The following is a 12,709-nucleotide window of genomic DNA, read 5'->3' on the forward strand; positions in this document are numbered from 1 at the left end:
CGTGACGGAACTTGTTCCTGATCGCGGTGGTCCGGGGCTTTTGGGGGTCCGGCTACCCGTCAGGCGGCAATGTCCGGCAGCATGGGTTCCACCATGGGAGTCCTTGTCGCTTTCTTAGCCCTCGCCGGCGCGCTGACCGCCGGGATGACCACCGCCGTCCTCATCGGGCGCCTCCGTGAGGAACCGACGGGCTGGTTGATCGCCTGGAGCGTCGCCACAGGTGCGCTGACCCTGTCACTGGCGACGATCGGGCTCGGTCAGCTCGCGGGCTTCGGGGCCGCGATCTTCCGGATCTCCCAGATCACGGGATCCCTGCTCGCCCCGCTCTGGCTGGCGATCGGCCTCCTTCAGCTCCTGGCGGACAAGGGGTCCTCCCGCTTCGGCGGGTGGCTGATCGGCTCGGCCCTGACGGTCGTCGGCGCGGTCATCATGCTGCTCGACCCGGTGGCGGGGACCTTCTCCAAGGACTTCCCCGACGCCGCCGCGCACTGGGACATCTGGCCCGAGTACCTGCTGCACGGCGTCCACGGCCTCGTGATCGTCATGTTGCTGATCTCGCTGGCCGTCGCCCTGCTGAGCTGGCGTGACGGCGACGACTACGACATAGACAACATGCAGGCCACGGTCGTGCTGGCTCCCGCGGGCATGCTGCTGTCCGGCGCGCTGGCGCTCGGCCTTCCCTCGATCCTGGTCGTGATCCTCATGGCGGCCTCCGCCGGAGGCGTCTGGTACGCCGTGTCCCGGCCGCTCGCGCCGTACGAGGAGGACGACGAGGAGGACCACGAGTCCGAGGAGTGGTCGGGACGCTCCCGGCGCTCCGCCGACCGGCACGAGCCGCAGGCGGCCCCGCCGATCCCGCCGGCGCCCCACCGCTCGGGCCTGGGCGACCTCGTCGCCGAATACCAGGCGAAGGAGGAGGCCGAGCTCGACTTCGCGAACCGCATGCAGCCGATGGACGACTTCGGCCGTCCCCGCCCCGACGAGTTCGCCAACCGCATGCAGCCGGCGGACGACTTCGGACTCCGCCCGCGCCCCGACGAGTTCGCGGGCCCGGAGACCGGCCAGCTGATCATGCCGGACGCGTACGCCCAGCCTCGCCAGGCCGACTTCGGTGCTCCCGTAACGCCGCCTGCGGAGGCCCCGCATGACATGCCCGCCACCGGCGTCATGTTCCCCGTGGTGGACAACCCGGCCTTCCCTCCGGCCGCCGCGGCGGCGTTCGGCTCGGCCTTCGGCGCGGCGGCAGGCGGGGGCGTCTCGGCCTCGCGCGCGGACTCCTCGGTCAAGCCCGCGGCCGGCATCTACGGCATCCTCACCGTCTTCACCCTGATGGACGGTTCGGGCGAGGCGTTCGACAAGCTGGCCGAGGAGACGGTCGAGGCCGTCCTGCGCAACGAGCCCGACACGCTGGTCTTCATCTGCCACGCCGTCAAGTCGGCCCCGCTTCAGCGCATCGTCTACGAGCTCTACCGCGACGAGGTGGGCTTCTCCGAGCACCAGCGCCAGCCGCACATGGAGCGGTTCGCCACCGAACGTCAGTCGCTGGTGCTGGCCACCAACGTGATCGAGCTCACCCTGAACGCCGCCAAGGTGGTGCCCCTCCCCGGGAGCGCCTACCGGGTCTGATCACGCGCGGCGGTCCCCGGCTCCGGAGCGTCGCTCTCGCCGTCCTGCCGACGAGGTGAAAATCACAAAATCACACGGCCAGCGCCGCGCGGAGGCGCGTCTCGTTCACCCGCCAGTAATCATGCTGGACGCCGTCGACGAGGACGACGGGGATCATCTCCCCGTATTCGGCCAGGTCGTCGGGGGAGGCGGTGATGTCCCTCTCCTCCCACGCCACACCGACATCCTGCGCCACTCGCTCGACCACCGCGCGGGCGTCGTCGCACAGATGGCAGCCGGGTTTGCCGAGCAGAGTGATCCGGTGATCCTTCGGGGACATGGCCCCAGGATATGCCTGTGCGCGCGGGTCGGATTCGCTACCGGGCCGTTGGCCTGGGACAGTTAACGGACGCTCACTTTGTGCGTAGCTTCACAAAGGCACTAATGTGATGTTCATCCGTCGCATCCGCTCGTGCGGCCGGGGACGCACCGGCCGTCCGTCCCCCTGGAGCACCGGCACGTGACACGCCGTATTCCGCAAGCACGCGATCGTGGCATTCCCGACGCGACCGTCGCGAGACTGCCGCTCTATCTGCGTGCCCTCAACGGGCTGGCCGAGCGCGGAACGCCGACGGTGAGTTCCGAGGACCTGGCGGTGGCCGCGGGCGTGAACTCCGCGAAACTTCGCAAGGACCTGTCCCACCTCGGCTCGTACGGCACGCGGGGCGTCGGCTACGACGTCCAGTACCTGATCTACCAGATCTCACGTGAGCTTGGTCTCACCCAGGATTGGGCGGTCGCGATCGTAGGAGTCGGTAACCTCGGTCGAGCGCTCGCCAACTACGGCGGGTTCGCCTCCAGGGGATTTCGCATAGCGGGCCTCCTGGACGCCGATCCCGCGGTGGTGGGTGACCGGATCGCCGGTCTCGTCGTGGAGCACACCGACGAACTGGAGTCCGTGATCGCCGGACGCGCGGTCTCGATCGTGGTGATCGCCACGCCGGCGACCGCGGCGCAACATGTCTGCGATCGGGTCACGGAGGCGGGCGTCACGAGTATTTTGAACTTTGCGCCTGTAGTGCTGAATGTGCCTGAGGGCGTGGATGTCCGTAAAGTCGATTTATCTATCGAGCTGCAGATTCTTGCGTTCCACGAGCAGCGCAAGGCCAATGGAGGGCCCATCATGGCCGAGGAGTGGCCGGACGGGGTTGAACAAGTGAATGAGCGATCGATCGGAGCGAGCTCATGAGCCTCCTCGTCGTCGGGCTGAGCCATCGCTCCGCTCCCGTGGCGCTCCTTGAGCGCGTCACGGTCAGCGGCGACGCGCTCGACAAGCTCCTGCACGACGTCGGCCAGAGCGAGCACGTGTCCGAGGCCCTGGTGGTCTCCACGTGCAACCGGGTCGAGATCTACACCGACGTCGATCGGTTCCACGGCGGCGTGACCGCGATCAGCGACCTGCTGAGCGCGCACTCCGGCGTACCCCAGGAACAGCTCGGCAGGCACCTCTACGTGCACTACGAGGACCGCGCGGTCCAGCACCTGTTCAACGTCACCTGCGGCCTCGACTCGATGGTGGTCGGCGAGGGCCAGATCCTGGGGCAGTTCCGCTCCGCCCTGCGGCTCGCCCAGACCCAGGGCACGGCGGGTTCCACGCTCAACGAGCTCGCGCAGCACGCGCTGCGCGTCGGCAAGCGCGCGCACACCGACACCGACATCGACCACGCCGGGGCCTCGCTCGTCGGCGTGGGCCTGACGCTGGCCGAGCGGGTGATCGGCCCCATCGCCGGCAAGCGGGCCCTGGTCGTCGGCGCCGGCTCGATGAGCGCCCTGTCCGCCGCCACCCTCTCCCGTTCCGGCGTCACGGACATCGTCATCGCCAACCGCACCCACGCCCGGGCCGTACGGCTGGCGGAGACGGTCGGCGGCAGGGCCGTCCACCTGGCGGATCTGCCCGCGGAGCTCGCCCAGGCGGATCTGGTGATCTCCTGCGTGGGCGCAGGATCCCGCGCGGTCACGGCCGAAATGGTCGCGACCGCGATGGCCGCGCGCGAGTCCGGCGGGCTGTTCCTCCTCGACCTCGCGCTCCCGCACGACGTCGACCCCGGTGTGCGGGCCATTCCCGGCGTGACGCTCGTCGACCTGGAGTCCATGCAGCAGGCCGGCCTGGGCGCGGGCACCGGCGACGGCGGTCACTCCGAGGCGATCGCCGCGGTCAAGCGGATCATCGCCGAGGAGGTCACCGCCTATCTCGACTCCGAGCGGGCCGCCAAGGTGACCCCGACGGTGGTGGCGCTGAGGAGCAAGGCCGCCCAGGTTGTCGAGGCGGAGATCGGCCGGCTGATGTCGCGGCTGCCGACCCTGGACGCGCACATGCGCGACGAGATCACCCAGACCGTGCGAAGGGTCGTCGACAAGCTGCTCCACGAGCCGACCGTGCGGGTGAAGCAGCTGGCCACCTCTCCTGGCGGCGATCACTACGCCGAGGCGCTCCGAGAGCTGTTCGACCTCGATCCGAAGGCGCCTGACGCCGTCGCCGGCATGGAGCTCGGCACCCTCGACGCCGACCGCCCGGTCGCCGACGGCAAGGGGGCGGGACAGTGAGCGCCGCCCTGCGTCTCGGGACGCGCAAGAGCCTGATGGCGACCACGCAGTCGCAGTTCGTCGCGGACCGGCTGACCGGCCTGACCGGCAGGGACGTCGAGCTCGTCGGCATCACCACGTTCGGCGACGTCACCAAGGCCCACCTGACCCAGCTCGGCGGCACCGGCGTCTTCGTCAGCGAGCTGCGCGGCAAGCTGGTCGACGGCGGCATCGACTTCGCGGTGCACTCGCTGAAGGATCTGCCCACCGCGGTCGACGAGCGGATCGTGATCGCGGCCATCCTGCCCCGTGACGACCCGCGTGACGCGCTCGTCAGCAACGCCAAGCTCGCCGACCTGCCCTCCGGATCGAAGATCGGCACGGGTTCGCCGCGAAGAGTCGCACAACTGCGCGCCTTGCGGCCCGATCTCGATTACCTCCCCATCAGAGGCAACGCGGACACGCGCATCGGCAAGATCGCCTCGGGCGAGTTCGACGGTGTCGTGCTGGCCGCCGCAGGCCTGGAGCGGATCGGGCGGGACAGCGAGATCTCCGAGATCTTCGATGTTGACGCCATGCTCCCGGCCCCCGGGCAGGGCGCCCTCGCCGTCGAGTGCCTGGCCTCCCGTACAGACCTGATCGAGTTGCTCGGCGTCCTCGACGACCCGCGTACGCGGGCCGCCGTGACGGCCGAGCGTTCGGTCCTCGCAGCCCTCGAGGCCGGTTGCGCGGCACCAGTAGGTGCTTTCGCGTCCGGTGACGGGCACATTCTCAATCTGACCGCAGTCGTCGTCGCCGCTGACGGCGTCCGGTCAGTGCGCAAGTCCGCCTCCGGACCTCCTTCGGCGGCCATGGACCTGGGCCGTGATCTCGCGGCCGCCATGATCGCCGAGGGGGCCGACACGTTGATGGGGGAGCAGTCCCATTGAGCTCCGCGAACCGCAGTCCGCAGGCCCGTTCCGGGTTCGTCGCCTTCGTAGGCGCCGGGCCGGGTGACGAGAACCTGCTCACCTTGCGTGGCGCCGACCTGCTGGGCAGGGCCGACGTCGTCGTCCTCGATCAGGCGGCGTACGGCTCGCTGCTGCGCCACTGCCGTGCGGACGTGGAGGTCATGGACATCTCCCCGGACGCCGCGGAGAACTCGGTCTCACTGAGGACGATCCAGCACGCGAAGGCGGGACGGACTGTGGTCCGGCTGTGCCAGGGAGACCCGTCGTTCTTCTCCTCGGTCGCCGACGAGGTCGCGGCGTGCGCCAAGGCGGACGTCGAGTTCGAGATCGTTCCCGGTGTGCCGCCCGCCACGGCGGTGCTGACCTACGCGGGCATCCCGTCGGCGCCGGGCGTGCCCGAGTTCCGAGTCGTGGACGCGACGCAGGTCGACGACTGGGCGCCGCACGCCGCGTGCACGGGCACCCTGGTGATCTACAACGGCGTCACGGAGGCCGTGCCGATCGGCAAGGCCCTGATCGCGGCCGGAAAGCCGGACTCGACCCCGGTCGCGGTCACCAGCGACGGAACCACGACCGAGCAGTACACGGTCGTGTCGTCGCTCGGCCGGCTCGGCCCTGATCTCAAGCACGCGGGCATGACGGAGCCGGCGCTGATCGTCGTGGGCGACGCCGTCACCGCGCGCGAGAAGCTGTCGTGGTTCGAGACCAAGTCGCTGTTCGGCTGGCGGGTGCTCGTCCCGCGCACCAAGGAGCAGGCGGAGGGCCTTTCCGACCAGCTCCGGTCGTACGGAGCGGTGCCCGAGGAGGTCCCGACCATCTCGGTGGAGCCGCCGCGCACCCCGCAGCAGATGGACAGGGCGATCAAGGGCCTGGTCACGGGGCGCTACGAGTGGGTGGCCTTCACCAGCGCGAACGCGGTGAAGGCGGTCCGGGAGAAGTTCGAGGAGTACGGCCTGGACGCCCGGGCCTTCGCCGGGCTCAAGGTCGCCGCCGTGGGAGAGGCCACCGCCCAGTCCCTCGTGGACTTCGGCGTGAAGCCCGATCTCATGCCCACCGGCGAACAGTCGTCCGAGGGACTGCTCGCGGAGTGGCCTCCGTACGATTCGATGCTGGACCCGATCAACCGCGTCCTGCTGCCCAGGGCCGACATCGCGACCGAGACGCTGGTCGCCGGGCTCACCGAGCTCGGCTGGGAGTGCGACGACGTCACGGCGTACCGGACGGTCCGTGCCGCGCCCCCGCCCGCGCCCATCCGCGAGGCGATCAAGGGCGGCGGCTTCGACGCGGTGCTGTTCACGTCGTCCTCGACCGTGCGGAACCTGGTCGGCATCGCGGGCAAGCCGCACAACGTCACGGTCATCGCGGTGATCGGCCCGCAGACCGCCAAGACCGCCGAGGAGTTCGGCCTGCGTGTCGACGTGATGGCGGACAAGCCGTCGGCTTCCGCTCTCGCCGCCGCGCTCGCGGACTATGGTGCCAAGCAGCGGCACGCCGCCATCTCCGCGGGAGAGGTGCCTCGCCGGCCCTCCCAGACCCGCAGGGGCGCCCGGCGCCGCGTGAAGTGAGTGAGCGGGATGACGCGCCCGGACCGGATGCGTTGCACCGCATGACGGGCCTCGACGTCATCGTGAGGCCTTCCGAACCCGAGCGGAGAGTCCACAGTGAACGCGCGTTCCCGCAACCTCCCGCCGGCGACTGACATGGCTCAGTTCCCGGTCGCCCGGCCACGCCGCCTGCGCCGTACGGCACCGCTCCGCCGCATGGTCGCGGGGACGCGGCTGCATCCGGCCGAGCTGATCCTCCCCTTGTTCGTCAAGGAGGGCATCGACGAGCCGCAGCCGGTGGCGTCGATGCCCGGCGTCGTCCAGCACACGCGCGACTCGCTCCGCAAGGCCGTCCACGAGGCGGCGGAGGCGGGAGTGGGCGGCGTCATCCTGTTCGGCGTGCCGGTCCACAAGGACGCCAGAGGCTCGGCGGCCGACGACCCCGAGGGCATCGTCCAGGTCGCCCTGCGCGATCTGGCGGCCGACATGGGCGACCAGCTGGTCCTGATGACCGACACGTGCCTGGACGAGTACACCGACCACGGCCACTGCGGCCTGCTGACCGAGACCGGCGAGGTGGACAACGACGCCACCCTGGAGCGGTACGCCTCGGCCGCGGTCGCACAGGCGGCCGCCGGATCTCAGGTGATCGCGCCGAGCGGCATGATGGACGGGCAGGTCGGCGCGATCCGCGCGGCGCTCGACGCCGAGGGCTTCGCGGAGATCCCGATCATGGCCTACTCCGCGAAGTACGCCTCCGCCTTCTACGGGCCCTTCCGCGACGCCGCCGAGTGCGCGCCGCAGTTCGGCGACCGCAACGCCTACCAGCAGGATCCGGCAGGGCCGATCGGCGAGGCGCTGCGCGAGGTGCGACTCGACCTCGCCGAGGGCGCGGACGCCGTGATGGTCAAGCCGGCGCTGGCCTACCTGGACGTCCTGAGCCAGGTGCGCGCCCTCGTGGAGGTGCCGGTCGCGGCCTACCAGGTCAGCGGCGAGTACGCGATGGTCGAGGCGGCGGCGGCCAACGGCTGGATCGACCGGGAGCGGATCATCATGGAGTCGCTCATCGCCATCCGGCGGGCCGGAGCCGACCTGATCTTGACCTACTGGGCCACGGAAGTCGCCCGGACACTATCCTGACCGTCCATTACGGGGGGTCGCCCTGCGCCGGTGTGGGGCGACAGGGCATTATCGGGAGCACGTTCCTTGTGGGGAGGGGCACCATGGTGGGGGTACCGCTGGCTCGTCGCACGAAACGGCGTGCGCACCGAGCGCCGCGGAAGATCACATCGGTGCTCGAATACGCCCAACTCGGCTGGCCCGTGTGCGTGGGCGCCCATCCGCTCGACGAAGGCGGCCGGGCCTGTTCCTGCGACCGCGTCGGATGTCCCGAGCCGGGGATGCACCCGCTGTCGCCCGCCTGGCAGATGCAGGCCACGACGGACACGGCGTTGCTGACCCGATGGTGGGAGATGGAGCCGCAGGCCAACGCGATCCTTCCCACCGGCAGGGTTTTCGACGTATTCGACGTGCCCTCGACGGTGGGCCTGCCCGCCCTCGCCGCGATGGACGCCGCGAGTTTCGAGACCGGCCCGGTCGCCGCCAACGGCGACCGGGTTCTTTTTTTCGTCGCGACCCGTGGCGCCCCCGACGACGAGGACGAATGGTGGTCCTGCCACCTCGACGCGGACCCGGAGACCATCGACAGCACCCCCGGCCTGCGCTGGCACTGCCGGGACAGCTACGTCCTGGCGCCGTCGTCGACGTTGCCCAACGGCGGAGCGGTGACCTGGATCAGGCCCGCGGACGGGCGCCCGCTGCCCGACCCGCTGCGCGTCCTCGACTGGCTGGCCGACGCCTTCGAGTGATCCGGTACGGTCCCCGGTCGCACCGGCCCCTAATCTGGGGAGCGTGACTCGAACGCAATCCTCCGAGGCCCTGTTCGCCCGCGCGCGCGAGGTCGTCCCCGGCGGCGTGAACTCGCCGGTGCGCGCCTTCGGCGCCGTCGGCGGCACTCCCCGGTTCATGGCCGCAGGTCAGGGGCCTTACATCACCGACGTGGACGGCAACCGCTACGTGGATCTCGTGTGCTCCTGGGGCCCGATGATCCTCGGGCACCGGCATCCCGCCGTGGTGGAGGCAGTGGAGGAGGCCTTGTCGCGGGGGTTCTCCTACGGGACCGCCACCGAGGGCGAGGTCCTGCTGGCCGAGGAGATCGTCTCCAGGATCGAGCCGGTCGAGAAGGTCCGCCTGGTCAGCTCGGGCACCGAGGCCACGATGTCGGCCGTACGGCTCGCGCGCGGATTCACCGGGCGATCGAAGATCATCAAGTTCGCCGGCTGCTACCACGGCCACGTAGACGCCCTGCTCGCCTCGGCGGGCTCCGGGGTGGTCACGTTCGGCCTGCCCGACACTCCCGGGGTGACGGGAGCCTCGGCCGCCGACACGATCGTCCTGCCGTACAACTCGATCGAGGCCGTGGAGGAGGCGTTCCAGGCGTCCGAGATCGCCTGCGTGATCACCGAGGCCTGCCCGGCGAACATGGGCGTGGTGCCGCCGGCGGAGGGCTTCAACCGGCGCCTTCGGGAACTGTGCACCGAGAACGGCGCCCTGCTCATCATGGACGAGGTCCTGACGGGATTCCGGGTCTCCGCCGAGGGCTGGTACGGCATCGACCCCGTCGAGGCGGATCTGATGACCTTCGGCAAGGTGATGGGCGGCGGGCTGCCCGCGGCGGCGTTCGGCGGACGTGCCGACGTGATGGCCGCTCTCGCGCCCGAGGGGCCCGTCTACCAGGCAGGGACGTTGTCGGGCAACCCGCTCGCCTGCGCCGCCGGACTGGCCACGCTGCGGGCCTGTGACGAGGACGTGTACGACCGGTTGGACGCCTCCGCCCTGGTGATCGGCCGGGCCGCGTCCGACGCGCTGGCCGCCGCGGGGGTCCCGCACCGGCTCCAGCGGGCGGGCAACCTCTTCTCGATCTTCTTCACCGACCAGCCGGTCACCGACTTCGCGTCGGCCCGGCAGCAGAACACCGACGCCTACCGGGCCTTCTTCCACAGCATGCTCGACCAGGGCGTCTACCTGCCGCCGTCGGCCTATGAGGCGTGGTTCCTGTCGGCGGCCCACGACGACGAGGCGCTCACGCGCGTCGCCGAGGCCCTTCCGGTCGCAGCCAAGGCGGCCGCGCAGGCCGCCTGAGCGTCATTTGACCAGCGCGCCGAGATCGATGTCGATGGGGAAGGGCACGGGCACGGCCAGCCGTTCGTGATGGATGCCGGTCAGGCCGTAGGAGCCGGTGGCCGGATCGATCTCGTAGACGTACACGACCGGCCGTCCGTCGTCCTCCTCGACCCGCCAGAAGTGCGGGATGCCCGCCTCGCCGTACCGCTGGGGCTTGGTCTTCCGGTCGCGGTCGACGGAATCCGGAGAGACGACCTCGATGACCAGACGGACTTCGGAGGGGACGTAGAAGGTCCGTTCATCGTCGGCCGCCGCCTCCGCGGTGACCACGAGGACGTCGGGGCACGGGCGCATTCGAGGCCCCACCTTCACGTCCATCTGGTCGACGGCGACGAGCTGCCCGGGCGCCTGGGCGTCGAGTCGCTCCGTCAGCCCACGGGCCACACGCTGGTGGAAGCGCCGCCGGGGGGACATGAAGACTAGGGCTCCATCGATCAGCTCGACGTGCTTGAAGAAGTCGGGTTCACCGTTCGGGCCTTCCGGCGGCAGGTGATCGAGGTCGTCGGCCGTCCAGCCCCGGGCAGACGGCGCGGGCCAGTACTCGAGTGCAATGCTGCCACCGACCGCGGCATCGCTGTCGTTACTTGACGTAGCCATTCCGCTCGCCTCCGTGTTCTTCGCGCATTCTCTCCTGGTTGAGCGACACGGGGGCGGGTGGATCACGGAATGGGACGGTCGCTCGGCTCGGCAGAGGGCGGTACCAGGACAGAGTCGGGCCGTGAGGCTGCGCGGCGGGCTCTGGCGCGGACGACGAGTGTGCGCAGGTAACCGGCGCCGGCCGGAGACCCTGCCGCCCGTGAGGGTCGCGCCGGCCGCCTGCCGGCGTAGAGCAGCCCGGCCACGATCAGGACGCCCGCCGCGACGGTGACGGGGGAGATCGGCTCGCCGGTGAACAACGCGGCCGACGACAGACCGAAGATCGGGACGAGCAGCGCGTACGGCGCGACCACCGAGGCGTCGTACCGCGCGAGGAGCAGGCCCCACACGCCGAACCCGCCCAGGGTGGAGATGATCGCGGTGTACAGCACGGCGGCCACGCCCTCGACGCTGAAGACGCCCAGCGAGGAGGGTCCCTCGACCAGTACGGCCAGCACGAGCAGGGGCACCGAGGACACGGCGCTCACCCAGATCATGAAACGGAGCGAGTCGGGAGGCGCGGCCTTCCGCATGACGACGTTGCCGAGGCCCCACGCCGCCGCGGCGCCCAGGCAGAGCAGGAACGCGCCGAGGGGGACGCCGCCGGTCAGTTCCACCGTGAGCAGGGCGAGGCCGCCGAAGGCGAGTGCCGTGCCGTACACGCGGCGGGTTCCGAGGCGCTCACCGAGCAGTGGCACCGCGAAGGCCGCGGTGAAGATCGCCTGAACCTGGATCACCAGGGACGCAAGCCCCGGGGGCATGCCGGCGTGCATGCCCAGGAGGAGCAGGCCGTACTGGGCGACCCCGAGGGTGGCACCGGTCGCGAGCACCCAGCGCCAGGGCGTCCGCGGGCCCCCGGCGAACAGCACCGCGGGGAACGCGGCCAGGAGGAAGCGGAGCGCCGCGTACATGAGCGGCGGATAGTGCCTGAGCCCCGCGTCCATGACGACGAAGTTGAAGCCCCAGACGGCCGCGAGGCCGACCGCCAGGGCCACGTGACGAGCGCGCATGCGCTGGTGGGGGATGCGGGGCGTCAGCGGGAGGCGGCGGGGCGACCGGTCCTGCTGTGCCGCGCGTTGTTCGCCAGCGTCTCCAGGTACGACATCTCGGAGAGGGACGGACGGGACGGCTTCGTGAAGAGCTTGTTGAAGATTCGCATGTCCATATCTTCGCATCGCTTAATAGTTGAGTACAAGAAAGATTTTCTAAGGCCGATGCTTTAGACTGGCTTACATGTTGGATCTCAACCGGCTGAAGGCCCTGCACGCGGTGGCCGTCTACGGTTCCGTGGGAGCCGCCGCCGAGGCCCTGATGGTCACCCCCTCGGCGATCTCCCAGCAGCTCGCCAAGCTGGAACGAGAGACCGGCACGGTGCTCGTGGAGCGCAACGGGCGAGGCGTGAAGCTGACGGACGCGGCCGGCCTGCTGGCCGACCACGCCGAGAGGATCCTCGCCCTGGTGGAGACCGCGGAGGCCGACTTCGAGGCCCTGCGCGGCTCCGTGGTGGGGAGACTCACGATGGCGGCCTTCCCGACCGCGGCCCGCGGCATCCTCCCCCGCGCCCTCACCCGGTTGAAGAAGGACCATCCCGACCTCGCCCTGCTGGTCTACGAGCGTGAGCCCGAGCGGCAGCTCAGGGACGTCTCGCGCGGTGAGATCGATCTCGCCGTGGTCCAGGACTGGCTCAACCGGCCGATGGCGATGCCCGACGGCCTGTCCCGCGCTGCGCTCATGGACGACATCGCCGACGTCGTCGTCCCCGCCGACCATCCGCTGGCGGGCAGGCGCGAGGCGCAGCTCGCCGACCTCCCCGGCGACAGCTGGATCAGCTCGTCCCCGGGCACCGTGTGCCACGACTTCCTGAGTTTCCTGCTCCGTTCTGTCGAGAGGGAGCCGGAGATCGTCTGCATGGCGGACGAGTACCCGACCCAGATCGCCCTGGTGGCCGAGGGGCACGGATGCGCGCTGATCCCGCGCCTGGGGCGAGGTCCGCTGCCCGAGAGCGTCGGCGTGGTGGCGGTCCAGCCCCGGCCGGTCCGGCGGCTCTACGCCGTGTGGCGCACGGACGCGGCACGCCGCCCCGCGATCCGTGCGGCGGTTGAGGCCCTGCGTGCCTCGTGCGCCGATCTGGATGCCGGGTAGTCTGTC

Annotated in this window: 13 protein-coding genes; 9 read left to right on the plus strand and 4 right to left on the minus strand. The window is 70.5% G+C overall.

Going from position 1 to position 12,709, the window contains the following annotated elements:
• Positions 1–81: 81 nt before the first annotated feature.
• A complete protein-coding gene (locus Pka01_RS07130) occupies positions 82–1,626 on the plus strand; it encodes a putative quinol monooxygenase (RefSeq protein WP_203881798.1) in 1,545 nt (514 codons plus the stop codon).
• Positions 1,627–1,696: 70 nt separating this feature from the next.
• Here the strand turns inward: Pka01_RS07130 and Pka01_RS07135 are convergent, their stop codons facing one another.
• The gene (locus Pka01_RS07135) at positions 1,697–1,945 is read right to left on the minus strand and encodes a glutaredoxin family protein (protein ID WP_203881799.1); all 249 of its coding nucleotides are present in this window, start codon (positions 1,943–1,945) and stop codon (positions 1,697–1,699) included.
• A 180-nt stretch (positions 1,946–2,125) separates the two neighbouring features.
• Here Pka01_RS07135 and Pka01_RS07140 point away from each other — a divergent pair, with 180 nt between their 5' ends.
• The 7 genes from Pka01_RS07140 to hemL all read left to right on the plus strand — a co-directional run bounded on the left by Pka01_RS07140 (position 2,126) and on the right by hemL (position 9,883).
• Complete coding sequence (locus tag Pka01_RS07140) at positions 2,126–2,854, plus strand: redox-sensing transcriptional repressor Rex (protein ID WP_203881800.1); 729 nt, start codon at positions 2,126–2,128, stop codon at positions 2,852–2,854.
• A complete protein-coding gene (locus Pka01_RS07145) occupies positions 2,851–4,209 on the plus strand; it encodes a glutamyl-tRNA reductase (RefSeq protein ID WP_203881801.1) in 1,359 nt (452 codons plus the stop codon). Before Pka01_RS07140 ends, Pka01_RS07145 begins: the two co-directional genes overlap by 4 nt.
• The gene (gene hemC, locus Pka01_RS07150; protein WP_275414435.1) at positions 4,206–5,117 is read left to right on the plus strand and encodes a hydroxymethylbilane synthase; all 912 of its coding nucleotides are present in this window, start codon (positions 4,206–4,208) and stop codon (positions 5,115–5,117) included. The genes Pka01_RS07145 and hemC overlap by 4 nt, the downstream gene beginning before the upstream one ends.
• Entirely contained in the window at positions 5,114–6,703 is a 1,590-nt protein-coding gene (locus tag Pka01_RS07155) for a bifunctional uroporphyrinogen-III C-methyltransferase/uroporphyrinogen-III synthase (protein ID WP_203881802.1), read from the plus strand. Before hemC ends, Pka01_RS07155 begins: the two co-directional genes overlap by 4 nt.
• Before the next feature lie 135 nt (positions 6,704–6,838).
• Entirely contained in the window at positions 6,839–7,822 is a 984-nt protein-coding gene (gene hemB / locus Pka01_RS07160) for a porphobilinogen synthase (RefSeq protein ID WP_203881803.1), read from the plus strand.
• An 83-nt stretch (positions 7,823–7,905) separates the two neighbouring features.
• Entirely contained in the window at positions 7,906–8,550 is a 645-nt protein-coding gene (locus Pka01_RS07165; RefSeq protein WP_203881804.1) for a bifunctional DNA primase/polymerase, read from the plus strand.
• 43 nt (positions 8,551–8,593) lie between these two features.
• A complete protein-coding gene (hemL, locus tag Pka01_RS07170) occupies positions 8,594–9,883 on the plus strand; it encodes a glutamate-1-semialdehyde 2,1-aminomutase (protein ID WP_203881805.1) in 1,290 nt (429 codons plus the stop codon).
• Positions 9,884–9,886: 3 nt separating this feature from the next.
• On the opposite strand, the gene Pka01_RS07175 is transcribed toward hemL, so the two are convergent.
• The 3 genes from Pka01_RS07175 to Pka01_RS41170 form a co-directional block, all read right to left on the minus strand.
• Positions 9,887–10,522, minus strand: coding sequence for a Uma2 family endonuclease (locus Pka01_RS07175; RefSeq protein WP_203881806.1), 636 nt, complete (start codon positions 10,520–10,522; stop codon positions 9,887–9,889).
• 62 nt (positions 10,523–10,584) lie between these two features.
• Positions 10,585–11,571 carry an EamA family transporter gene (locus Pka01_RS07180; RefSeq protein WP_203881807.1) on the minus strand — a complete coding sequence of 329 codons (987 nt, stop codon included), beginning with the start codon at positions 11,569–11,571 and terminating at the stop codon, positions 10,585–10,587.
• Between the two features lie 23 nt (positions 11,572–11,594).
• The gene (locus Pka01_RS41170; RefSeq protein ID WP_275414436.1) at positions 11,595–11,720 is read right to left on the minus strand and encodes a hypothetical protein; all 126 of its coding nucleotides are present in this window, start codon (positions 11,718–11,720) and stop codon (positions 11,595–11,597) included.
• A gap of 74 nt (positions 11,721–11,794) precedes the next feature.
• Here Pka01_RS41170 and Pka01_RS07185 point away from each other — a divergent pair, with 74 nt between their 5' ends.
• Positions 11,795–12,703, plus strand: a complete 909-nt coding sequence (locus Pka01_RS07185; protein ID WP_203881808.1) for a LysR family transcriptional regulator — start codon at positions 11,795–11,797, stop codon at positions 12,701–12,703.
• The last annotated feature ends 6 nt before the right edge of the window (positions 12,704–12,709 follow it).

It is taken from the genome of Planotetraspora kaengkrachanensis (assembly GCF_016862895.1).
In the GTDB taxonomy this organism is placed as follows: domain Bacteria; phylum Actinomycetota; class Actinomycetes; order Streptosporangiales; family Streptosporangiaceae; genus Planotetraspora; species Planotetraspora kaengkrachanensis.

Bases quoted from the DNA above. Each gene is read 5' to 3' on its own strand.
- hemB (WP_203881803.1), top strand. From the start codon at position 6,839: ATGGCTCAGTTCCCGGTCGCCCGGCCACGCCGCCTGCGCCGTACGGCA.
- Pka01_RS07175 (WP_203881806.1), bottom strand. From the start codon at position 10,522: ATGGCTACGTCAAGTAACGACAGCGATGCCGCGGTCGGTGGCAGCATT.
- Pka01_RS07130 (WP_203881798.1), top strand. From the start codon at position 82: ATGGGTTCCACCATGGGAGTCCTTGTCGCTTTCTTAGCCCTCGCCGGC.
- Pka01_RS07180 (WP_203881807.1), bottom strand. From the start codon at position 11,571: ATGCGCGCTCGTCACGTGGCCCTGGCGGTCGGCCTCGCGGCCGTCTGG.
- Pka01_RS07165 (WP_203881804.1), top strand. From the start codon at position 7,906: ATGGTGGGGGTACCGCTGGCTCGTCGCACGAAACGGCGTGCGCACCGA.
- Pka01_RS07185 (WP_203881808.1), top strand. From the start codon at position 11,795: ATGTTGGATCTCAACCGGCTGAAGGCCCTGCACGCGGTGGCCGTCTAC.
- Pka01_RS07145 (WP_203881801.1), top strand. From the start codon at position 2,851: ATGAGCCTCCTCGTCGTCGGGCTGAGCCATCGCTCCGCTCCCGTGGCG.
- Pka01_RS07135 (WP_203881799.1), bottom strand. From the start codon at position 1,945: ATGTCCCCGAAGGATCACCGGATCACTCTGCTCGGCAAACCCGGCTGC.
- Pka01_RS41170 (WP_275414436.1), bottom strand. From the start codon at position 11,720: ATGCGAATCTTCAACAAGCTCTTCACGAAGCCGTCCCGTCCGTCCCTC.